Origin of the sequence: Paraburkholderia sp. CI3 (genome assembly GCF_050436505.1) — a bacterium.
GTDB classification, from domain to species: domain Bacteria; phylum Pseudomonadota; class Gammaproteobacteria; order Burkholderiales; family Burkholderiaceae; genus Paraburkholderia; species Paraburkholderia tuberum.
In genome coordinates this window covers 2,485,805-2,507,747 of record NZ_JBNDMI010000003.1, presented here as the reverse complement: position 1 = coordinate 2,507,747, position 21,943 = coordinate 2,485,805, and the positions used below count along the sequence as shown (strand labels likewise).

General features: G+C 67.9%; 23 protein-coding genes. 15 read left to right on the top strand and 8 right to left on the bottom strand.

What is annotated here, in order from left to right:
• Positions 1-50: 50 nt before the first annotated feature.
• The 4 genes from OKW29_RS20175 to OKW29_RS20160 all read right to left on the bottom strand — a co-directional run bounded on the left by OKW29_RS20175 (position 51) and on the right by OKW29_RS20160 (position 4,271).
• Positions 51-1,154: a class 1 fructose-bisphosphatase gene (locus OKW29_RS20175; RefSeq protein WP_187629683.1), complete on the bottom strand. Its 1,104-nt coding sequence runs from the start codon at positions 1,152-1,154 to the stop codon at positions 51-53.
• Between the two features lie 27 nt (positions 1,155-1,181).
• Complete coding sequence (gene cbbX / locus OKW29_RS20170; RefSeq protein ID WP_429292269.1) at positions 1,182-2,174, bottom strand: CbbX protein; 993 nt, start codon at positions 2,172-2,174, stop codon at positions 1,182-1,184.
• A 51-nt stretch (positions 2,175-2,225) separates the two neighbouring features.
• Positions 2,226-2,654, bottom strand: a complete 429-nt coding sequence (locus OKW29_RS20165; RefSeq protein WP_429292268.1) for a ribulose bisphosphate carboxylase small subunit — start codon at positions 2,652-2,654, stop codon at positions 2,226-2,228.
• A gap of 117 nt (positions 2,655-2,771) precedes the next feature.
• Complete coding sequence (locus OKW29_RS20160) at positions 2,772-4,271, bottom strand: form I ribulose bisphosphate carboxylase large subunit (RefSeq protein WP_184039098.1); 1,500 nt, start codon at positions 4,269-4,271, stop codon at positions 2,772-2,774.
• Between the two features lie 484 nt (positions 4,272-4,755).
• Here OKW29_RS20160 and pqqA point away from each other — a divergent pair, with 484 nt between their 5' ends.
• From pqqA to OKW29_RS20145, 3 genes are all read left to right on the top strand, one after another.
• Positions 4,756-4,830, top strand: coding sequence for a pyrroloquinoline quinone precursor peptide PqqA (gene pqqA / locus OKW29_RS20155; RefSeq protein WP_113062024.1), 75 nt, complete (start codon positions 4,756-4,758; stop codon positions 4,828-4,830).
• A gap of 105 nt (positions 4,831-4,935) precedes the next feature.
• Positions 4,936-5,535 carry a DUF447 domain-containing protein gene (locus tag OKW29_RS20150; protein ID WP_429292267.1) on the top strand — a complete coding sequence of 200 codons (600 nt, stop codon included), beginning with the start codon at positions 4,936-4,938 and terminating at the stop codon, positions 5,533-5,535.
• A gap of 27 nt (positions 5,536-5,562) precedes the next feature.
• Positions 5,563-6,306, top strand: coding sequence for a (5-formylfuran-3-yl)methyl phosphate synthase (locus OKW29_RS20145; protein WP_429292266.1), 744 nt, complete (start codon positions 5,563-5,565; stop codon positions 6,304-6,306).
• A gap of 7 nt (positions 6,307-6,313) precedes the next feature.
• On the opposite strand, the gene OKW29_RS20140 is transcribed toward OKW29_RS20145, so the two are convergent.
• The 3 genes from OKW29_RS20140 to OKW29_RS20130 form a co-directional block, all read right to left on the bottom strand.
• A complete protein-coding gene (locus OKW29_RS20140; RefSeq protein ID WP_184064681.1) occupies positions 6,314-6,904 on the bottom strand; it encodes an aspartate kinase in 591 nt (196 codons plus the stop codon).
• A gap of 166 nt (positions 6,905-7,070) precedes the next feature.
• Positions 7,071-8,180 (bottom strand): hydantoinase/oxoprolinase family protein, encoded by a 1,110-nt coding sequence (locus OKW29_RS20135; RefSeq protein ID WP_429292265.1) that lies wholly within the window; start codon positions 8,178-8,180, stop codon positions 7,071-7,073.
• On the bottom strand, positions 8,177-9,220 hold the full coding sequence (locus tag OKW29_RS20130) for an ATP-grasp domain-containing protein (RefSeq protein WP_429292264.1): 1,044 nt from the start codon (positions 9,218-9,220) through the stop codon (positions 8,177-8,179). The genes OKW29_RS20135 and OKW29_RS20130 overlap by 4 nt, the downstream gene beginning before the upstream one ends.
• Before the next feature lie 14 nt (positions 9,221-9,234).
• Between OKW29_RS20130 and OKW29_RS20125 the strand changes: the two genes are divergently transcribed.
• The 12 genes from OKW29_RS20125 to OKW29_RS20070 all read left to right on the top strand — a co-directional run bounded on the left by OKW29_RS20125 (position 9,235) and on the right by OKW29_RS20070 (position 20,816).
• Positions 9,235-9,984: a HisA/HisF-related TIM barrel protein gene (locus OKW29_RS20125; RefSeq protein ID WP_429292263.1), complete on the top strand. Its 750-nt coding sequence runs from the start codon at positions 9,235-9,237 to the stop codon at positions 9,982-9,984.
• Between the two features lie 306 nt (positions 9,985-10,290).
• A complete protein-coding gene (locus OKW29_RS20120) occupies positions 10,291-11,682 on the top strand; it encodes a formylmethanofuran dehydrogenase (protein WP_429292262.1) in 1,392 nt (463 codons plus the stop codon).
• A complete protein-coding gene (locus OKW29_RS20115; protein WP_429292261.1) occupies positions 11,679-13,373 on the top strand; it encodes a formylmethanofuran dehydrogenase subunit A in 1,695 nt (564 codons plus the stop codon). The genes OKW29_RS20120 and OKW29_RS20115 overlap by 4 nt, the downstream gene beginning before the upstream one ends.
• Positions 13,374-13,383: 10 nt before the next feature.
• Positions 13,384-14,355, top strand: a complete 972-nt coding sequence (fhcD, locus tag OKW29_RS20110) for a formylmethanofuran--tetrahydromethanopterin N-formyltransferase (protein WP_429292260.1) — start codon at positions 13,384-13,386, stop codon at positions 14,353-14,355.
• Positions 14,352-15,188, top strand: coding sequence for a formylmethanofuran dehydrogenase subunit C (locus OKW29_RS20105; protein ID WP_429292259.1), 837 nt, complete (start codon positions 14,352-14,354; stop codon positions 15,186-15,188). The genes fhcD and OKW29_RS20105 overlap by 4 nt, the downstream gene beginning before the upstream one ends.
• A gap of 81 nt (positions 15,189-15,269) precedes the next feature.
• Positions 15,270-15,854, top strand: a complete 585-nt coding sequence (locus OKW29_RS20100; RefSeq protein ID WP_429292258.1) for a cytochrome b — start codon at positions 15,270-15,272, stop codon at positions 15,852-15,854.
• A complete protein-coding gene (locus OKW29_RS20095; protein ID WP_429292257.1) occupies positions 15,851-16,885 on the top strand; it encodes an alpha/beta fold hydrolase in 1,035 nt (344 codons plus the stop codon). Before OKW29_RS20100 ends, OKW29_RS20095 begins: the two co-directional genes overlap by 4 nt.
• On the top strand, positions 16,882-17,796 hold the full coding sequence (pqqB, locus tag OKW29_RS20090) for a pyrroloquinoline quinone biosynthesis protein PqqB (RefSeq protein ID WP_184039055.1): 915 nt from the start codon (positions 16,882-16,884) through the stop codon (positions 17,794-17,796). Before OKW29_RS20095 ends, pqqB begins: the two co-directional genes overlap by 4 nt.
• 72 nt (positions 17,797-17,868) lie before the next feature.
• Positions 17,869-18,627 (top strand): pyrroloquinoline-quinone synthase PqqC, encoded by a 759-nt coding sequence (pqqC, locus tag OKW29_RS20085; protein WP_429292256.1) that lies wholly within the window; start codon positions 17,869-17,871, stop codon positions 18,625-18,627.
• On the top strand, positions 18,624-18,902 hold the full coding sequence (pqqD, locus tag OKW29_RS20080; RefSeq protein WP_429292255.1) for a pyrroloquinoline quinone biosynthesis peptide chaperone PqqD: 279 nt from the start codon (positions 18,624-18,626) through the stop codon (positions 18,900-18,902). The genes pqqC and pqqD overlap by 4 nt, the downstream gene beginning before the upstream one ends.
• A 4-nt stretch (positions 18,903-18,906) precedes the next feature.
• Positions 18,907-20,157, top strand: coding sequence for a pyrroloquinoline quinone biosynthesis protein PqqE (gene pqqE, locus OKW29_RS20075; RefSeq protein ID WP_429292254.1), 1,251 nt, complete (start codon positions 18,907-18,909; stop codon positions 20,155-20,157).
• Entirely contained in the window at positions 20,154-20,816 is a 663-nt protein-coding gene (locus OKW29_RS20070) for a response regulator (protein WP_184064647.1), read from the top strand. Before pqqE ends, OKW29_RS20070 begins: the two co-directional genes overlap by 4 nt.
• On the opposite strand, the gene OKW29_RS20065 is transcribed toward OKW29_RS20070, so the two are convergent.
• Positions 20,786-21,784, bottom strand: a complete 999-nt coding sequence (locus tag OKW29_RS20065; protein ID WP_429292253.1) for a histidine kinase — start codon at positions 21,782-21,784, stop codon at positions 20,786-20,788. The two genes, OKW29_RS20070 and OKW29_RS20065, sit on opposite strands and share 31 nt — an antisense overlap.
• Between the last annotated feature and the right edge of the window lie 159 nt (positions 21,785-21,943).

Genomic DNA, 21,943 nt, shown 5'->3' with positions numbered 1-21,943 from the left:
TGTCTCCGGATGACTGTGTTCTGTGCGCTGAGCGCGCCGTCAGTCGCTGATCACGCCGTGAAATCCGGCAGGAACAACGAGCGCGTGCCGAACAGCGGCGACGTGAACGGCTTGTCCTCGCCGCGGTCGTATTCGCCGTGATAGCGCGCAATGCGCTCGACCTCGTTCTTCGAGCCGAGAATCACCGGCACGCGGCCATGCAGCGCGCGCGGCGCGACGTCGAGAATGCGTTCCCGGCCGGTGATCGCGAGGCCGCCCGCCTGCTCGACCAGGAAGCTCATCGGGTTCGCTTCGTAGAGCAGGCGCAGGCGTCCTTCCATCGCCGGCGTTTTCGAGTCGCGCGGATACATGAACACGCCGCCGCGCATCAGGATGCGATGCACTTCCGCGACCATCGACGCGATCCAGCGCATGTTGAAATCGCGCGCGCGGCAACCGCTGCGGCCGTCCTTGCACTCCTGCACGTAGCGGCGCACGGGCGGCTCCCAGAAGCGCTCGTTCGATGCGTTGATCGCGAACTCGCCGGTTTCCTCCGGAATCCGGATGTTCGAATGCGTGAGCACAAAGTTGCCGATGTCGCGCTCCAGTGTGAAGCCATGTGTGCCATTGCCGACCGACAGCACCAGCATCGTCGACGGTCCATACACGGCATAGCCGGCCGCGACCTGTTCGCAGCCCGGCCGCAGGAACGCGGCTTCGCTGGTTGCATCCTCTGCCGGGTCGCGCGTGCGCAGCACCGAGAAGATCGAGCCGACCACGCCGTTGATGTCGATATTCGACGAGCCGTCGAGTGGATCGAACGCGAGCAGATACTCGCCGCGCGGATAGTCCGGCGGAATCGCGTAGACGTGCTCCATTTCCTCGGACACCATCGCGGCCAGCAAGCCGTCCCACTCGCATTGCTGCACGAAGATCTCGTTGGTCGAGACGTCGAGCTTCTTCTGTTGCTCGCCGTGCGTGTTGAGCGTTTGCGCGGAACCGTAGTTGCCGCCTAGCGCGCCCTTGGTCAGCATCGCCGAGATCGACTTGATGGCCGCCGCTACGTCGATCAGCAGCGCGGAGAGTCCTGCAGTGTCGCGCGTGTCGTCCGTACACGGCGGGCGATCGAGCGTGTCGATCAGGAACTTCGAAAGTGTCGTGCGTCCGTCCTGCATGGCGTTCTCCGTCGAGGGTGTCGTGATTCAGCCCGGCGGCGCCGTGACGGCGCGCGCGGTGGAAGGCGAATGCGAGGACTGCGGCGGCGCGTCGAACACGCGGCTCGCGCGCACGTCGGCGGCATCGATCAGCGTCAGCGTGGCGGCGTCGACCGGCTCGCCGCCGTGCAAGGCGCTCGCGAACAGGCGGTTCGCCTGGCGCAGCCGTGCGCGGTCGAGCGCGTTGCGCACCGAGCGCGCGTTGGCGAAATTCGGCTGGCGGATGCGGCGCGCCAGATAGTCGGCGAACGCGCGGCACGACGCGGCATCGAAGCGGTAATGCATGGCGCGGAGCATCCGCTCGGCGATTTCGAGCAACTCCGTTTCCTCGTAATCGGGAAACGTAATGTGATGCGCGATGCGCGAGCGGAAACCCGGATTGCTCTCGAAGAACACTTCCATTCGCGACGCGTAGCCGGCCAGAATCACGACCAGGTCGCTACGCTGGTTCTCCATCGTCTGCAACAGGATTTCGATCGCTTCCTGCCCGTAGTCGCGCTCGTTCTCCGGGCGATACAGGTAATACGCTTCGTCGATGAACAGCACGCCGCCCATCGCGCGCTTGAGCACATCGCGCGTTTTCGGCGCGGTGTGGCCGATGTACTGGCCGACCAGATCGTCGCGTGTGACCGACACCAGATGATTGCGGCGAATGTAGCCGAGCCGGTGCAACACTTCCGCCATGCGCAGCGCAACCGTCGTCTTGCCGGTGCCGGGATTGCCGGAGAAGCACATATGCAAGGTCGGCGCGCCGCCCGCGAGACCCAGCGAAGCCCGCGCGCGCTCGACCAGCAGATGCGCGGCGACCTCGCGAATGCGCGTTTTCACGGGCGCGAGCCCGACCAGATCGCGATCGAGTTCGCCGAGCACGTCGCCGATGCCGGAGTCGCGGTACAGCGCCGCGAGGTCGATGTGGGGCGCGGCGGCGTCGCTGTGCACGGTGGACGCGGGCAGTGCGTCCACGGTGGCGGCGTCTGTCATGGTTCCTCCTCGCTGCGGGTCGTCGTGTGCGTTGTTGCGCGATCAGCGGCGTCAGCCCGCCGCGCCGTAACGCTCGCCCGCTGGCCGGTCGCCCGCATAGCCCGTCATGCTGTAGCGCTGCGTGCGTCCCTGCACGTCCTGCCGCAACAGCCGGAAGCCCGGCTCCACGTCCGGCCGGTTGACGATGAACGACAGGCGCATCGTCTCGAAGGTGCGCACCGAATCGAACGCGTTGACCTTGATGTAGTGCTGCGGCCGCGCCTCGCGGCAAGCCCTGACCTCCTGCAACACGCCGGCCGCGTCGTGCAGGTCGAACATCGGCAGACCCCACATTTCCCAGTAGGTGTTGCGCGGATGCGGGTCGTCGGTGAATTCGACCGAACAGGCCCAGCCCTGGCGCAGCGCGTAGTCGATCTGCAGGCCGATTTCCTCGTCGGTCAGCTCGGGCAGAAAAGAAAACGTTCCTTGAGTAATACGCATGACGAACCTCGTGGATGGATGCCGCGTTCGGAACGGCGTCAACGGTGCCCCGCGCGGTGCCGTTGCACCGCGTTGCGGATGCGCTCGTGAGGCGCTCGCGGGAAAAGCTCGGCGTTGCTAGGCCGCCGTCGGCGTGGCGGCGAAATCGGGCGTATCGGTCGATGCGTAGTTGAAGCTCACGTCGCGCCACGTATCGAGCGCCTGCTTGAGCGGCGTGCACCAGCGCGCGGCGGCTTCGAGCACGTCGGGCCCTTCGCGCAGAATGTCGCGGCCCTCGTTGCGCGCCTTCACCATCGCTTCGAGTGCGACGCGGTTCGCGGTCGCGCCGGCCTGGATGCCGGCCGGATGGCCGATCGTGCCACCGCCGAACTGCAGGATCGCGTCGTCGCCGAACAGGTCGAGCAGCTGATGCATCTGCCCCGCGTGAATCCCGCCCGAGGCGACCGGCATCACCTTGCGCAAGCCGGCCCACGGCTGGTCGAAGAAAATGCCGCGCGACAGATCGACCGCGTTGTGCGCGTCGCGGCACACGTTGTAGTAGCCCTGCACCGACAGCGGATCGCCTTCGAGCTTGCCGACCGCGGTGCCCGCATGCGCGTGATCGACGCCCGCCATGCGCAGCCATTTGGCGATCACGCGAAACGAGATGCCGTGGTTGCGTTGCCGCGTGTAGGTGCCATGCCCCGCGCGATGCAGATGCAGGATCATGTCGTGCCTGCGGGCCCAGCGCGACATCGACTGGATCGCGGTCCAGCCGATCACGAGGTCGATCATCACGATGCACGAGCCGAGCTCCTTCGCGAATTCGGCGCGCTCGTACATGTCCTCCATCGTGCCGGCCGTCACGTTCAGATAGTGCCCTTTGAGCTCGCCGGTCTCCGCCTGGGCGCGGTTCACCGCCTCCATCGCGAACAGGAAGCGGTCGCGCCAGTGCATGAACGCCTGCGAGTTGATGTTCTCGTCGTCCTTCAGGAAATCGAGGCCGCCGCGCAGGCCTTCGTAGACCACCCGTCCATAGTTCTTGCCCGACAGACCGAGCTTCGGCTTGACCGTGGCGCCGAGCAGCGGCCGACCATACTTGTCGAGCCGTTCGCGCTCGACGACGATACCGGTCGGCGGCCCCTGAAACGTCTTCAGATACGCGACGGGAATGCGCATGTCTTCGAGCCGCAAGGCCTTCAGCGGCTTGAAGCCGAACACGTTGCCGATGATCGACGCGGTCAGGTTCGCGACCGAGCCCTCTTCGAACAGATCGAGTTCGTAAGCGATGTACGCGAAGTACTGCGGCTCGTCGGCGCGAGACACCGGCACCGGCTCGACGCGATACGCCTTCGCGCGATACATGTCGCAGGCGGTGAGCCGGTCGGTCCACACCACCGTCCACGTCGCGGTCGACGATTCGCCGGCCACCGCGGCCGCCGCTTCCTCGGGTTCGACACCGGGTTGCGGCGTGATGCGAAACAGCGCGATCACGTCGGTGTCTTTCGGTTCGTAGTCCGGTTGCCAGTACCCCATCTCGCGGTATTTCATCACGCCCGCCGCGTACCGTTCGCGCGGATTGTGCGGATCGCGCGCTTGAGGTTCGGGCTGGATCGGCGGTTGACTGAAATCGTTCATGACGTGTCCTCGAAGGTGGCAGGCGCACTGCCGGAAGAACGAAGCGCTTGAGTTGCACTGTAGGCACGGACACGCCCAAGGAGAATTCACGATTTTATTTGGCAGACTTAACGGATCGGTTATCGCTATCACATCGTGAGGTTCTTTTTCGAGCCGTGCGACGCGAATGGGAGCAGAATGTGTTGGTGAGCGAGGCGGGCGCAGCGTGACAGCGCAATCGAATTAGCGAATCGCGATGGCACACTTTGCTTCGTTTTCGCCACACCGCGCGGCTCTTTGCGTCAGGCAACCCGCGCGAGCGCCACGGCATGGCGCAATTCGCCGGGTGCTGTATTGGCCGTCGAACGCCCGCCCGCCTGACCGGCCGGTACCCGAACAGGCATAAAGCTTGCGTGATGCCGGCTGCCGTCGACACCGGGCATTACACGGGGCCGGCGGCGCAACGCTGTTCCACCAGCTGTTTCAACCGAAGGAGAAAGCACGTATGCAATGGACGACTCCGAGCTACACCGACGTACGCCTCGGTTTTGAAATCGTGATGTATGTCGCTACGCGTTAAGCCCGCAACCGGGCCGCACGCCGCGGCCCCTTTGCGGTTTCCGTTTGTGTTTGACCTCTGCTGACGGCCGGCCTTCCGGCGCTGTCGGGACACGCGTTCCCAGCCATGATCCACGAAACGATCGTCACCACGGCAGCGTGCGATGGCCGTCCACACATCGCGCCGATGGGTGCGCGCTACGAGGGTGAGCGCATCATCCTCGCGCCTTTCCGCCCGTCGGTCACGCTCGACAACGTGATCGCGACGCGCGCGGCGGTGCTGAATTTCTCCACCGACGTGCGTATCTTCGCGGGCTGCGTCACGCACTGCGCGACCGATTGGCCGACCGTGGCCGCGAGCCGCGTGCCGAGCGTACGTCTGGCCGAGTCGCTGGCCCACGCCGAGCTCGAACTCGACGAGCTGCGCGACGACGCCGAGCGCCCGGTGCTGGTGATGAAATGCGTGCACCGCGAAAACCACGCGCCGTTCGCGGGCTTCAATCGCGCGCAGTCGGCGGTCGTGGAAGGCGCGATTCTGGTGAGCCGGCTCTTCATGCTGCCGGCCGACAAGGTCGATCGAGAAATGGCGTATCTGCAGATCGCGATCGACAAAACCGCCGGCGACAACGAGCGCACCGCATGGAGCTGGCTCGTCGCCGCGATCGCGCGATATCGCGCGAGCCTCGCAGACGCGGCGCATCCGGCCGCCACTTCGGCCCATCACTGAAAACCCTTTCCTCCGCGGAGAACCCCGATGACCGCATTGCTCGCGAGCGTCCGCTCGGCTGACGAAGCATTCGACGCCGCCCGCGCCGGCGCCGAGCTGATCGACCTGAAAGAGCCGGACGACGGCGCGCTCGGCGGCCTGTCGATCGGCGCCATCACGAACATCGCGCAACAACTTCGCGCGCGCTACCCGGTCAAGCCGATCAGCGCGGCGATCGGCGACGTGCCGGCCGATGCGTTCGACGAGATCGCCGCGCGCGTGATCGACGTCAGCGATGCCGGCGTCGACTATGTGAAGGTCGGCGTCGCGCGCGGACCAGCCGCGCGCCGCTGCATCGAGCAGCTCGCGAATCTGCCGGCTAGCGTCGTGCCGGTGCTGCTATGCGACGGCGGCATGGACGACGAACTGGTCAGCCACACCGCGGCGCTCGGCTTCGCCGGCCTGATGTTCGATACCGCGAGCAAGGACGGCGGCACGCTGTTCGATCGCGTCGATGTCGACTCGCTCGCGCGCTGGTTGCGGCTCGCGCGTCAGCGCGGCGCGATGGCGGGCATCGCCGGTGCGCTCGGCTGGGCGCAACTGCCGCAGATCCGCGCGCTGGCGCCCGACGTGGCCGGTTTTCGCACCGCGCTGTGCGCCGACGGGCGCCGCTCGCGGCTCGACCCCGAGCGCGTTGCGCAATGGGCGAGCGCGTTGCATCGGCCGGCTGGAGAGATTCGCGTCGATGGCGGCGCGCCGTTGCCGGGCTCGACGAACGCGACGCGGCTGTAGCAGCCGATCACATCACCGGAATATTCAGCAAACGGTCGCGCATCAGCGCGACGTTGCTCTTGTCGAGCAATTCGACCACATAGTTCGCATCGTTCACGTAGTCGACGAACCTGCGGTCGACCACCCCCGCCGCGGCCAGCGTTTCGAGCGGATCGTCGACGGCGATCGGACAGGATTTGACGACGACCAACCGCTCCGCGTTGAGCATCGTCGATAGCCAGGCGGCGAGGCTGTCCGAGGTCGTGTCCCAGTTGCTCATCGCGTCGGGCGTGTCGCGCATCAGCGCGGTCGGCGCCCACACGGCGACATGACCGTCACGCAGGGTGCGGCGAATCTTCGCCTCGCTCGACGCGATCACCAGTTCGGGCGAAACGCCCTGCATCAGCAGCGCATATTGCGTCATCGCGAGCAGACACATGTTGTGCGCGGCCAGATCGTCGAAGTTCCACTCGCCCTGGTACTGGCGGACCTTGTCCGCGAAATCGCCGCCGCCGGGCACGATCACGACCCGTCCGCCGCCGACTTCGCATAGCTCACTGAGCCAGTGGCGCAGTGCCGGGTCGTGACTCAGGCTGCCTCCGATCTTGACCACCCACATGACTGTTGCCCTCGTGTCCAGTTGAGTGCCCGGCCGGGTCGCGTCGTGTCGCAACCTCGTTCATCACCGAACTTGTCCCGCTCGCCATATCGTGTCCCCTGCCCCTCTTTGCGCTACTCGTGCGCCCGCGCGCCGCGTCCCCGGATTGCGCGCCGCGCCTCTCAACTCATGCCGCGCGCGCCGCGATACCACGCGCGCCGCGCCGTTGCGCGCCCGGCTCGCGCGCCGCGAGCAGCGCGACCGCCACGCTCGGCGCGCAGGTCGCCGCCCATGCCGCGCAAGCATCGGGCACGCCCGCCAGCGCGCCGAAATCGATATAGCCGCGCGCCTCGTCGCGCGCCAATGCGGCGACGAGGAAGCGGCCGCAGCCGGCGCCCACCAGCGGCGCGGCCGCGAGCGCCGGCTGCGCGGCGACCACCCGCATCAGGTTCGCGCCGATTTCGCGCACCTGCAGCGCGCGCCAGCGCCGCGCAAAGTGCAGCCATTCGACGTCCGACGCGTCGTGCGCGTCGTGCCCGACCATGCGCGCGAGCCGCGCGCGGCTCGCCGCCTGCGTCTTCGGCCCCTGGTCGGCGCTCGGCTGCACGTCGTGCAGCGGGTCCAGTTCGCCGGTCAGCCGGTAGACGTCGGCGGTCGTCGCAAACCATTCGTTCATCACGTTCAGCATGGCGCCGCCGAATTCGATCCGCTGCGCGACGCCGCACAACGGCGTGCGCACGACGCCGTGATACACGAGTTCGCCGGTCGCGAGCCGGCCCGCATCGGTCGCGGCACGCGCGACGACGCGGCCGTCGACGATCGGAATGATGTCGGTGGTGGTGCTGCCGATGTCGATCAGCAGCGCGTTCGCCATGCAGGTAGCGACCCAGCTCGCGGTCGCGAGCCAGTTCGCCGACGCGACGTGACGCCAGCCGGCCGCGCAGTCGGCGGCGGCGAGCCAGCCGGCGGCGCCGGCGTAGAAACGCAGTGATGGACCGAGCCGCTGCGCGAGCGCGGCCACGATCGCGCGCACGCCTTCGGCGCGATCCGCGAACAGGTCGACCATCTCGCCGGTCATCGTCACCGCATGCTGCGCGGCGTCCGTGCGGGCCTGCGGCCAGCGCTCGAAGACGAGGTCGATCGTGCGGTGCAGATGGTCGAGCCCCTGCCAAAGCGGACACGGCCATTGCACGACGTCCAGCACGGCGTCGCTGCCGTCGACGAGCGACACCTTCACGTGCGCGCCGCCGACGTCCCAGCCGAACCGCGCCGCCGGGTTCGAACGGACGGGGCTCAAGGGCGCACCTCGTACGTCGGCGAATTGGCGCGCGCCGCGCCGCAGCGCTCGATGCGCACGCCATGCGCGGCCAGCAGCGCGCGCGTCAGGCCGCTGCCGCGCGCCGCCGACAGCCCCGCATAAGCGACCGTCAAACGCGGATTCACTTCGATCACGACCGGCCCGAGTTGCGGATGCCACACGACATCGATGCCGACGAAGCCGCGCAAACCCGGGATGGCCCGCGCGACGCGATGCGCGAGCGTGTCGAGCGCGCGGCCCATGTCGCTGTGCTGGTCGATCTGATCGACCAGCACGCCGTCGAACTCGACGATCCGCGCAACATCACCCGACGCGTCGCCGCCGCTCAGCCCGATCTGCTGACGGTTGATGCTGAGGAGCTTGGTAGCGTCGCCGCGGCAGATCAGCGACAGGCTCAACGGCTCGCCATCGACCCACGCCTGCAGCACCGGATTGCGCGCCGCCGCCGCGCGCGCCTCGTACTCGGCGCAGGCATCGGCGAAGCGCTCGTACACGATCGTGTCGAGGCCGCCCGCGCCGTCGTCCGGTTTGACCACCCAGCGGCCGTCGTGCTGCGCGGCTGAGTCGCCGGGTTCTACCGCCGGCGTCGTCGCAATGCCGTGCGCGGCAAGACACGCCGCCGTCGCGCTCTTGCTCGACGCGACGCGGATCGCTTCCTTCGCGCAGCCGAGCCAGCGCGCAGTGCCGACTGCATCGTGAAAGCGCAGCAGCAGCCCGTCGCATTCCGGCGCGACGACCCACGCGTAATCGTGCTCACGCGCCGCGCGCGCGACGAACGCCGTCATCGATTCGCCGGGCGCGGCCATACAATGGGCCTCGCCCGCCCCTGGCGTTTCGAAGCGCGAGGTCGCGAACGTGACCTGCACGCCGTCGAGTTCACGCAGAGCGGCGACCAGCGCGTCGCGCATCACGCGTCCTTCGACGATCAGCGCGCTCAAATCGGCGAGACTGCCCGCGCCGGCGAGCTGGGGGTCGATGCCGCCGCCGGTGAGATACTCGTAGACAAAGATTCTGGTCAAAGGAAAGCGCCCCTATGCAGGTGATACCTGTTCTCGATCTGCTCGACGGCCAGGTCGTACGCGCGGTGCGCGGCGAGCGGAGCGCCTATCGGCCCATCCAGTCCCGCCTCGTCGCGACGAGCGACCCACTTGCCACCGCCCGCGCGCTGCTCGAAGCCAGCGGCGCGCGCACGCTCTATATCGCCGATCTCGGCGCCATCCTGCAGCGCGGCGCGCATGCTTCGACGCTCGCCGCATTGCGGGCCGCGCTGCCCGGCATCGAACTGTGGCTCGACGCGGGTTTCGCGGACTACGCGTCGATGCGCGCGCTGTTCGAGCGCATCGACGACGCCATCGATCAACACGACAGCCGTGCTGCCGGTTCCCACCTCGCGACTCTCGTGCCTGTGTTCGGCTCGGAGACGCTGCGCGATATCCACGCACTGCACGCGGCTCAGGGCGCCGGCCTTGCGCCGATCCTGTCGCTCGATCAGCGGGCGGGCGAACTGCTCGCCGCGGCCGCGCTCGACCGCTCGTCGGCGTGGTGGCCGCCGCGCGTGATCGCGATGACGCTCGACCAGGTCGGCAGCTACGCCGGCCCCGATCTCGCGACGTTCGAGCGCGTGCGCGCGCAGGCCGCCGCGCACACCACGCTGATCGGCGCGGGCGGCATCCGCAATCGCGACGATCTGGCTGCCGCGGCCGGCACCGGCGCAAGCGCCTGGCTGGTGGCCTCCGCGCTGCACGATCGACAGATCGACTGCGCGCATTCCGATTCCGCGTAGGCCTTCCATACAATTTCCATGCCACGCGTTCTGACAGCGCTGTCGGTAAACGCAACACAAGCCGGACTGTTCGCGTGTGACACTCTGCTTGACACTCTGCTCCAGAACGGCACACATTTTGTATGGCGCAGCGGGCGTTTGACGCGCGCGCCGACGCAGGATCAGGCACGCTTACCGCAAGGACCCCGCGTTTGTTCATCCGCTGAATGCAAAGCAGTACGACCGTAGGCGCGGCCCCGCTTCAACGCGGCGCTCGCCCGCCGATGCGTGTCGAAAGATCGGCATGGAGCTTGCTAAACCTGCCCCATGCATAGCCCCTCCATCGATCCATCGACCCCCAGCCCGAGCGCAACGCGCGCCGCGGCGCTCACACGCGACTGGATCTGTCCGTTCTGCCCTTTGCTGTGCGACGACCTGGCCGCCGCTGCTCACGACGACGGCACGCTCGATGTGCCGGACACCGAATGTTCGCGGCTCGCTCACGCGCTCGCGCAGTACGGCGCGACGGACGCGCAATGCGCTTGCACCGTCGATGGCGACGAGGTGGACAAGGATGCCGCGCTGGCGAGCGCCGCGCAGTTGCTCGCGAACGCGCGCCGCCCGCTATTCGGCGGCCTCGCCACCGACGTCGCCGGCATCCGCGCGCTGTATCCGCTTGCCGCCGCCTGCGGCGCGATCCTCGATCATCTGCACGGCGATGCGCTGACGCCCGCGACGCTCGCTTTGCAAGACCGTGGCTCGTTCTTTACGACGCTCTCCGAAGTGCGCGCGCGCGCCGACCTGCTGGTGTTCTTCGGCTGTCAGCCGTCGCGGCGCTATCCGCGCTTTTTCACGCGCGCGCTGGCGGGCACCGAACTCGCGCGCGAGCTGGTCTTCGTCGGCTGCGAAGCGGACCCGGCCGCGGCCGGCTTCGCGCAAACGCGCATCGACACGCTGCTGCCGGACACCGATCCGTACGACACGCTCGCGCTGTGGTCAGCGCTCGCGGAAGGACGCGACGCCGCGGTGCTGAGCCACGGCGATGGCAGCGCAGCCAACGTGGCAACCGCGCTCGCCTCGTTGCACGCACGCATCGCCGGCGCGCGCTATACGGTGGTCGTCTACGAACCGGCCGCACTGCCCGCGCCGCACGCGGCGCTGCTGATCGAAGCGCTGAACCGGATCGTGAAGGCCGTGAATCGCACGACGCGCTCGGCATGTCTCGCGCTCGGCGGCGACGACGGCGCGTTGACGGTCAATCAGACCATCACGTGGCTGTCCGGCTTGCCGCTGCGCACGCGCGTGTCGATGCCGGCGCACGCCGCGGGCATCGCGCCGCTCGATCACGATCCGTACCGCTATCGGACGGCTCGGCTGCTGGCCGACCGCGAAGTCGATGCGCTGCTGTGGATCGCGGGCTTCGCGCCGCACGCGTGGCCGGCGTCGCTCGATCCCGCGCTTGCCCTGATCGTGCTCGGTCATCCGGCGCTCGCCGATGCCGCCAGGGCACGCGGCGCGAACACCGTGTTCGTGCCGGTCGCGACACCGGGCGTCGATAGCGGCGGGCATCTGTTTCGCATCGACGGCACGGTCGTGATGCCGCTCACCGCCGCGCGTGGTGCCGCGCTGGAGTCGGTGGCGTCGATTGCCGCGAAGTTGAGCGGGCGATTGGGCGGGCAACTGAGCGAACGCTCGAGTACGCGCGAGGATCAGCCATGACTCTCGTCCGGCTCAAGGGCGGCACGTTGTTCGACCCGCTCCACAACGTCAACGGCGAGCGCCGCGACCTGACGTTCCGCGACGGCCGCATCGTCGACGTGCCCGCCACCACGCCCGTCGATCGTGAATACGACGCGACCGGCATGATCGTGATGGCGGGCGGCATCGACCTGCATTCGCATATCGGCGGCGGCAAGACCAATCTGTCGCGCCTGCTGCTGCCCGAGGACCATCGCGCCGATGCTCCGCGCGAGGCCGCCTACGAAGCCGCGCGCGACGACAACGGCCGCTACCTGCGCCTGCCGTCGTGCGGCGTCTGCACGCCGGGCACGCTCGCGACCGGCTACCGCTACGCCGAAATGGGCTACACGGCCGCGTTCGAGCCGGCGATGATGCCGTCCAACGCGCGCCACACGCACCTCGAAATGGGCGACACGCCGATCATCGATCACGGCGCGTACGTGATGCTCGGCAACGACGAGCTGTTCCTGCGGATGCTCGCCGCACGCGACGACTTCGAACGTCTGCGCGATTACGTCGGCTGGACGATCGCCGCGAGCAAGGCGCTCGGCGTCAAGGTGGTCAACCCCGGCGGCATCTCGGCGTTCAAGTTCAACCAGCGCTCGCTAGACGTCGACGAGCCGCACGCGCACTACGGCATCACGCCGCGCGACGTGCTGCGCACGCTGACGCGCGCGCTGACCGAGCTGCGCGTGCCGCATCCGCTGCACGTGCACACGAGCAACCTCGGCGTGCCCGGCAACCTCGCCTCGACCATCGCGACGATGGACGCCGCCGACGGCCTGCCGATCCATCTGACGCATATCCAGTTTCACAGCTACGGCACCGAGGGTTCGCGCAAGTTTTCGTCGGGCGCGCGGCAGATTGCCGGGGCCGTGAACGCGCGGCCGAACGTGTCGATCGACGTCGGCCAGATCATCTTCGGACAGACCGTCACGGCCTCCGGTGACACGATGATGCAGTTCCGCAACGCGCCGCTCGCGCGGCCGCACAAGTGGGTGGTGGGCGATATCGAGTGCGACGCGGGTTGCGGCGTGCTGCCGTTCCGTTATCGCGAACAGAGCTACGTGAACGCGCTGCAATGGATCATCGGCCTCGAAATCTTCCTGCTCGTCGACGACCCGTGGCGTGTCGCGATGACCACCGATCATCCGAACGGCGGACCGTTCACGAGTTATCCGCATCTGATCCGCCTGCTGATGGACAAGCCGTTTCGCGATGAGCAACTGGCGAAGCTGCATCCCGAGGCGCAGGTCGCCAGTGCGCTGCCGGAGCTCAAGCGCGAATTCTCGCTGTACGAGATCGCGATCATCACGCGCGCCGGTCCCGCGCGGCTGCTCGGTCTGCGCGATCGCGGCCATCTCGGCGCGGGCGCGGCGGCGGACATCGCCGTCTATCGCGACGAGCCGGACCGCGAGCGCATGTTCACGTCACCGGCCTATGTGTTCAAGGACGGCGAACTGGTTGCGCGCGACGGCACGCTGGTCGCGACGCCGACGGGCGGTATCCATTTCGTCGCGCCGGAATTCGATCGCGGCATCGAGACAACGCTGCGCGCGTATAGCGACGCGAACCTCGCGAGCAACTTCGCGCACGCCGCGATCAGCGACGACGAAGCCTGCCGCTGCTGCCGCGGCGGACGGCTATTGCCCGTCGAATGTCTAACCTGACGCGTCCACGATGAACACTTCCGCCCCGCTCGACATCAACGGCACCGCGATCGACGCGACCTTCGCCGAAGCCTTTCCGATGAAGGCGACCCGGCTCGTGATCACCGCGCACACGCCGACGTGGGCGATGCACGCGGCGGACTCGCTGGCGGGCTTCGCGACCTCGGTGATCGGTTGCGGCTGCGAGGCGGGCATCGAGCGTGCGCTCGCGCCCGCTGCCACGCCCGACGGCCGGCCCGGCGTCGCGGTGCTGTTGTTCGCGGTGTCGTCGAAGGAGCTCGCGAAGCAGATCGGCCGGCGCGTCGGCCAGTGCGTGCTCACCTGCCCGAGCACGGCCGTCTACGGCGGCATCGATCCGGCCACGAGCCGCGCGCCGCTGTCGGACCCGGCGCCGCTCGGCAGCGGGCTGCGCTTTTTCGGCGACGGCTGGCAGATCGCGAAGATGATCGACGCGGGGAACGGACCCACGCGTTACTGGCGCGTGCCGGTGATGGATGGCGAGTTCGTCTGCGAAGACATGGCGGCGACGGTCAAGGCCGTCGGCGGCGGCAACCTGCTGCTGCTCGCGCGCGACCTCGGCGCCGCGCTCGCGGCGGCCGAAGCCGCGGTCGCCGCGATGCGCCGGCTGCCGAACGTGATCATGCCGTTTCCCGGCGGCATCGTGCGCTCGGGCTCGAAGATCGGCTCGAAGTACGCGGGCGCGACCGCGTCGACCAACGACGCGTTCTGCCCGAGCCTGATCGGCCTTGCGCGGCGCAGCGAGTTGAGCGCGGACGTTGGCTGCGTGCTGGAGATCGTCATCGACGGTCTGACCGACGCCGACGTCGGCGCGGCGATGACGGCCGGGATCGGCGCGGCCGCCGGACTCGGCCGCGCGGCCGGCATGCTGCGCATTTCGGCGGGCAACTACGGCGGCAAGCTCGGGCCGTACCACTTTCATCTGCACGAACTGGCGGCGGGGCTCAACGGGAGTCACGCATGAGCACGACCACGTTGCGCGTGAAAACACCACCCGGCTTTCGCGTCGATGCCGCAGCGCTGTCACCCTCGGCGCTGGCCAGCATGAGCGTGGCCGAGATCGAGCGCATCGTGCTGCCGGCCGGCAACGAGCGCTGCGTGGTCGGCGACGTCTTCGAGGTTTCGCGCGACGACGCGCCTGCGTCCGGCGACGACATGGCCACGCTGCTGATCGACGGCGCCGCGCGGTGGCTCGACCGGCTCGGCGCGCAGATGGACGGCGGACGGCTCGTCGCGCGCGGCTCGGTCGGCGACTACAGCGGCTTCAGAATGAGCGGCGGCTTGCTTGAAATCGACGGCGACGCGGGGCACTTCACCGGCTGCGAAATGCGCGGCGGACGCGTGACGGTGCGCGGCGACAGCGGCGACTTCGTCGCCGGCGCACTGACGGGCGATATGGAAGGCATGAGCGGCGGCACGCTGACGATCCACGGCAACGCGGGCGCGCGGCTCGCCGACCGGATGCGCCGCGGCCTCGTGCTGGTCGGCGGCAACGCGGGCGACTTCGCGGCGTCGCGGCTGGTGGCGGGGACCGTCGGCGTGGCGGGGCAACTGGGCGCGCATTATGCCTATGCAATGAGGCGTGGCACGCTGCTGCTCGCGCAACGGCCAGAGCCACTGCCGCCCCCTACTTTCACCGGCGGCGGACACGGTTTCGACGTATTCTGGTCATTGCTCATACGCAGTCTCGCGGCCGAAATCGCGCCGTTTTCGCAGTGGCGCGCGGACCGTCTGCCGGTCCGCTTCACGGGCGACCTCGCGGTCGACGGCCGCGGTGAAATACTGATCGTCGGCTGACGCGGCGCTATGTCAGCCAGGACTGAAACGGTGTTCGGCAAAAAAGAAACGTCCCGCAACGATGTTGCATGGAGACAGGGCATGACGACAGCGGATTCTGCAAACGCGAAGCCTGATATCGACGTCAACGCAAATGCCAGCGCCGGCGGCCCGCGCTATGCCGGGCTGCTGATCGCGCTGCACTGGCTGATCGCGCTCGGCATCGTCGGGCTGCTCGCACTCGGGCTTTATATGGTCGGCTTGCCGAAGGGCTTGCCTGTCAAGGCGACGCTGATCAATCTGCACAAGTCGCTCGGACTGACGGTTTTCCTGCTGGTGCTTTTGCGCATCGTCGCGCGGCTGGTCCTTCACCGGCCTCCGCTGCCGCCGATGCCACCGTGGCAACGCGCCGCCGCGCGCACTACGCAGGGTCTTTTATATGTCGGCATGGTGGCGATGCCGCTTGCCGGGTATCTCGGCTCGTCGTTCAACACCTACGGCACGCGCTTCTGGGGCATCCTGCTGCCGAAGTGGGGCTGGGACGACGCGCATCTGCGCGCACTGTTCTTCGGCCTTCACCACACCATCGGCTTCGCGCTGATCGTGCTGATCGTGCTGCACGTGGCGGGCGCGTTCAAGCATCAGTGGATCGATCGCGACAACCTGCTCGCGAGGATGCTGCCATGACGATGCGAAGCTTATCGCGCCACACGCAGGCAGCCGCCGCGCTCGAAGTCCATACGCTGCGCACGCGCGACGGCCACCGCGTGTGGTACGCGCTCGCCGGCGCGCGCGACGGCGTGCCGGTCGCAGTGCTGCACGGCGGCCCGGGCAGCGGCAGTCAGCCCGGCGTGCTGCGGCTGTTCGATCTGCAGCGGTTTCGCGTCGTGCTGATCGACCAGCGCGGCACCGGTGCGTCGACGCCGCACGGCAGCGTGCGCCACAACCGCACCGACTATCTGATCGCCGATCTCGAAGCGATTCGCGCGCGGCTCGGCTTCGCGCGCTGGGGCGTGCTCGGCGGATCGTGGGGCGCGGCGCTCGCGCTCGCGTATGCGGGGCGGTGTCCGGGATCGGTGACGGGCGTCGTGCTGCGCGGCCTGTTCCTGACGTCCGCGCGCGAAGTGCGCGGTTTGTTCATCGCGTCACGCAAGCGTGCGCCGCGTGCGTGGTCGAGACTGCGTGCCGCTGCTCGCTGCGAGCACCCCGCGACACTGGCCGCGCGTTGCGGCGACACCTTGCAATACGGCGCGAATGAAGCGCGGCAACGCGCGCTCGCGCTGGCCTGGCGCGGCTATGAAAACGCGGTGCTCGCGAGCGCATCGCCGCGAGGCGCCGCACAACGACGTGCGAACCTGCGAAACCCACGCGACCCCCAACGCCACGCGCGCAAGCTGATCGGCAAATACCGGATTCAGGCGCACTACCTCGCGCATCGCTGCTGGCTCGGCGAGACGCGTTTGCTGTCGCTCGCGCGCCGCGCGGCGGCGGCCGGGGTATCGATTGCGGCCGTGCATGGTGCGCGCGATCCGGTGTGTCCGCGCGGCAATCTGCGACGTCTGTCGCGCGCGGTTCCGTCGGCGCGCGTCGAGTCTGTCAGCGCGGCGGGTCATCTGGCGAGCGACCCCGCGCTGCATGCATGCGTCGCGCAGGCGCTCACCGCGATGTTCACTCCCACCGTCGAAGAGGGGCGCAGCAGCATGCGTCGCGCGGCATGAAGATCAAGGTACTCGGCTCGTCGGCGGGCGGCGGCTTTCCGCAGTGGAACTGCAATTGCCGCAATTGCGACGGAGTGCGTCGCGGCACGGTGAAGGCGACGCGCCGCACGCAGTCGTCGATCGCGGTCAGCGCGAACGGCGAGGACTGGCTGCTCGTCAATGCATCGCCCGATCTGCTCGCGCAGATCGCCGCGCATCCCGAACTTCAACCAGCGCGGCGCGCGCGCGACAGCGGCATCGCCGCGGTGCTCGTGATCGACGCGCAGATCGACCACGTGACCGGCCTCTTGATGCTGCGCGAACGCGACACCCCGCTGCCGCTATACGCAACCGATGCGGTCTGGCAAGACCTCCGCTCCGGCTTTCCGGTCGCGCCGATCCTGTCGCACTACTGCGGAGTCGAGCACCGCCGTATCGCGCTCGACGGCGCGCCGCTCGCCGTCGACGCGCTGCCCGGCATCCGCATCGACGCGCTGCCGCTGTCGAGCAAGGCGCCGCCGTACTCGCCGCATCGCGATGCGCCGGAGCGCGGCGACAACATCGGACTCGTGCTGACGAACCTGCAATCGGGCCGGCGCGTGTTCTACGCGCCGGGGCTCGGCGCGATCGAGCCGCACGTGCTGGCGGCGATGCGCGAGGCCGATCTGCTACTCGTCGACGGCACGCTGTGGACCGGCGACGAAATGATCCGCCTCGGCCTGTCGAAGAAGACCTCGGCGGATATGGGCCATCTGCCGCAGAGCGGCGCGGGCGGCATGATCGAAACGCTCGATTCGCTCGGCGCGAAACGCAAAGTGCTGATCCATATCAACAACACGAATCCGATCCTGATCGAAGACGGCCCCGAGCGGCGCATGCTAGGCGAGCATGGCATCGAGGTCGCATACGACGGAATGAGCTTCGAGCTTTGAGGCGCGCAGTGAAGAGTACGGAGCGATGCAGTAACGAGGCGCGGCTGTGAACGACGATAAAACGGAGACGGCATGAACGCGAAAGACATTCAGGACACGACACCAACACGCGAGGTGAGTACAACGGGAACTCAAGGCATCGACCGACCCGCCTGGAGCCGTGAAGAATTCGAGGCGCAGTTGCGCGCGAAGGGCGCCGCCTATCACATCCACCATCCGTTCAACGTGAAGATGAATAGCGGCGGCTGCTCGCGCGAGCAGATTCGCGGCTGGGTCGCGAACCGCTTCTACTATCAGATCAACATTCCGCTGAAGGATGCGGCCGTGCTGTCGAACTGTCCCGACCGCGAGACGCGCCGCCGCTGGGTGCTGCGCATTCTCGATCACGACGGCTACGATGGCGCGGAAGGCGGCATCGAAACCTGGGCGCGTCTCGCGGATGCGGTCGGCCTCACACGCGACGAACTGTGGTCGCTCGAACACGTGACGCCGGGCGTGCGCTTCGCCGTCGACGCGTATGTGAATTTCGCGCGCCGCGCGCCGTGGCAGGAAGCGGTGTGCTCGTCGCTGACCGAGATGTTCGCGCCGCAGGTGCATCGCGACCGGCTCGCGAGCTGGCCCGAGCACTATCCGTGGATCGAACCCGAGGGCCTCGCGTACTTCCGCTCACGCATTTCGCTCGCGCAGCGCGATGTGCAGCACGGACTCGAGGTCACGCTTGCCCATTTCACGCGACGCGATCAGCAGGAACGGGCGCTCGACATCCTGCAGTTCAAGCTCGACATTCTGTGGACCATGCTCGACGCGATCGAGAAGGCGTTTGCGCAATGAACGACTCGACACGCGCCGCCCCCGCCACGCCGCTCGCGATCGCGAAGCCATTTCGCCTGCAATGGGAGCCCGCGCAGAACGCGCACGTGCTGCTGTACCCCGAGGGCATGGTGAAGCTCAATCAAAGCGCGGGAGAAATCCTCAAGCGCTGCGACGGCACACGCGACATCGATACGCTGATCGCCGACCTCGAACAGGCGTTCAACACGACCGGCATCGGCAGCGAGGTGCGGGCCTTCATCGCCGACGCGCATAGGCGCGGCTGGCTGGAGTAGCGCGATGACCGATCTTTCTCAACCTGGCTCTCAACCCGGCGCGCAAGTGCAAAGCGACGCGGCCGCCGTCGTGCCGCCGCCGCTGTGGCTGCTCGCGGAGCTGACCTATCGCTGTCCGCTGCATTGCGCGTTCTGCTACAACCCGCTCGACTACACCGATCACAACCGCGAACTGACCACCGGGCAATGGCTCGACGTGCTGCGCGAGGCGCGCGCGCTCGGCGCGGTGCAGCTCGGCTTTTCGGGCGGCGAGCCGCTGGTGCGCGACGACGTCGAAGTACTCGTCGAAGAAGCGCATAGGCTCGGCTTCTACACGAACTTGATCACGTCGGGCGTCGGTCTCACCGATCAGCGCCTCGGCGATCTGAAGGCCGCCGGGCTCGATCACATCCAGTTGTCCTTCCAGGATTCGACGCAGCAGTTGAACGACTTCCTGAGCAGCACGCGCACCTTCGAGCTGAAGCAGCGCGTCGCCGCCGCGCTCAAACGGCACGGCTTTCCGATGGTGATGAACTGCGTGCTGCATCGCTACAACCTGCCGCATGTCGACAAGATCATCGAGATGGCATTGGCTCTCGGCGCCGAATATCTGGAGCTGGCGAACACGCAGTTCTACGGCTGGGCGCGCGAGAACCAGGCGCAACTGATGCCGACGCAACAGCAGCTCGAAGAAGCCGAAGCGGTGGTCGCGCGCTATCGCCGCACGCATGGCGAGCGCTGCAAGATCTTCTTCGTCGTGCCCGACTACTTCGAGCGGCGTCCGAAGCGCTGCATGAACGGCTGGGGCGCGGTGTTCCTCGGCGTCGCGCCCGACGGCGCCGCGCTGCCGTGTCACGCGGCGCGCGGCCTGCCCGGCCTGACGCTGCCGAACGTGAAGGAGATGCCGTTGCGCGAGATCTGGTACGACAGCGACGCGTTCAACCGCTTTCGGGGTTTGCAATGGATGAAGGAGCCGTGCCGCAGCTGCGATGAAAAGGACCGCGACCTCGGCGGCTGCCGCTGCCAGGCCTACCTGCTGACCGGCGACGCGGCCAACGCCGACCCGGTATGCGACAAGTCGCCGTTTCACGACACCGTGGTCAAGATCGTGCGGCGTGCAGCATCGGGATCTGCATCCGAAACCGGGGCGACAGCAGCGGCCCGCGAACAGCCGATCCTGTTCCGCAACGACGCCAACTCACGCAAGTTCGCGGCCGCTGCCCGCGAGCCCGACGCCGGCGGCGATAACCGGGCGTCACCCGGAGTCCAATCATGAGTGCCGACACCATCTCCGTTCTGCTCGTCGACGACCATGCGGTCGTGCGCGAAGGCTACCGGCGTCTGCTCGAACTGAATGCCGACGTCGAGGTGTGCGGCGAAGCGGGCGACGCCGCGCAGGCCTACCAGCGTTTTTGCGCGCTGCGGCCCGACGTGGTCGTGATGGATGTGGCGCTGCCGGGCGCAAGCGGCATCGAAGCGATGCGGCGCATGCTCGCGCGCGAACCGGACGCGCGCGTGCTGATCTTTAGCGTGCACGAGGAATCGATCTTCGTGCGGCGCGCGCTCGACGCGGGCGCGCTCGGCTACGTGACCAAGGCGAGCGCGCCCGACGTGCTGGTCGAAGCGGTGCGCTCGATTGCGCGGCGTGCCCGCTACCTGAGCCCGGACATCTCGCAGGCGCTCGCGCTGCGCACCGCGTTCAACGAAGGGCCGCCGGGGCGTCAGTTGTCGGCGCGCGAGTTCGAGGTGCTGCGGCTGCTCGTGCAGGGCTATACGCTGCCGAGCATCGCCGAAAAACTGGGCTTGAGTCAGAAAACGGTGGCCAACCACCAATCGGTAATCCGGCAGAAGTTCGGCGCCGACAACGGCGTACAGCTTGCGCAGATGGCAAGCCGCCTCGGGCTTCAGTTCACGGGCTCGGCCAGCCCCGCCTGAGCGGGCACGCGCGCGCAGAACAGAAAACCGCGCTGCGGCTCGCTCGCGATGTGAAATTCGCCGCCGAGCGCCTCGACGCGTTCGCGCATGCCGATCAGCCCGAGCCCGCTGCGCGGCCTGGACAGATCGGTGCCGGGGCCGTCGTCGGCCATCGTGACGACGATCTCGTCGATCTGCGTGCCGTTGTGTTCGCGCGGCGCGCGCACCATGAACAGTTCGACGCGCGAGCGGCGGGCGAACTTCGACACGTTCGTCAGTCCTTCCTGCACGAGCCGGTACAGCGTGATCGTCAACGCGTCGCTGAGGCCACTGAAATCCCCTTCGATCGTCATCGAGAACGACGCCTCGGGCAAGCGCTCGCGCCAGCCGTCGACGCAATGTTCGAGCGCGGTCGGCAAGCCGAATTCGTCGAGACCGATCGGCCGCAGGCGGCGGATCATGCCGCCGATCTCGCGGTACACATGCGTCGCGCTCTGCATCAGCCCAAGCGCGATGCGATGAATTTCCGGCTCGCGCTCGCCCGATAGATCGCGGATGCGCGCCGCGTCGAGCGAGATCGCGTTCAGGTATTGACCCAGCTCGTCGTGCAGCTCGCGCGCCAGATGGCGGCGCTCCAGTTCCTGCGCCTGCAGCGCCTGACTGGCAAGGCACCGGTTGTCGGCGAGCAGCCGTTCGGCCTGTTCCTCGAGCATGCGGCGATGGCGCAGTTCGCGGCGCGCATCGCGATAGCGGCGCCACGCGAACCACGCGAGCGCGATCGACAGCACGAACAGCGCGCCCGGCAACTCGTCGAGCTGGAAGCGCTCCATGCCACGCGTGAACCGGTAGACCTTCTCGCTGAGATCGAAGGTGGCGCCGAGCACCGCCGCGAGCACGGTCACGGCGACGACCCAGCCGAGGTCGCGCCATATCGGCGACGATGGCGGCGCTCGGTCAGCGGAAGAGGAATGGATCGGTTCGCTTGACATGACGCTTGCATTCTACTCAGCGCCGGCACACGCAGCGGGTTTTGCACGAGTTTGGGAACGCTTCCCCGGCAGATCGGGAAAAGCTCCCGCGCGGCTTACAGACGCGTATGCGAAGCTTTACACCAACGTCAAGCAACGCGCGACACGCGTACCAATCAA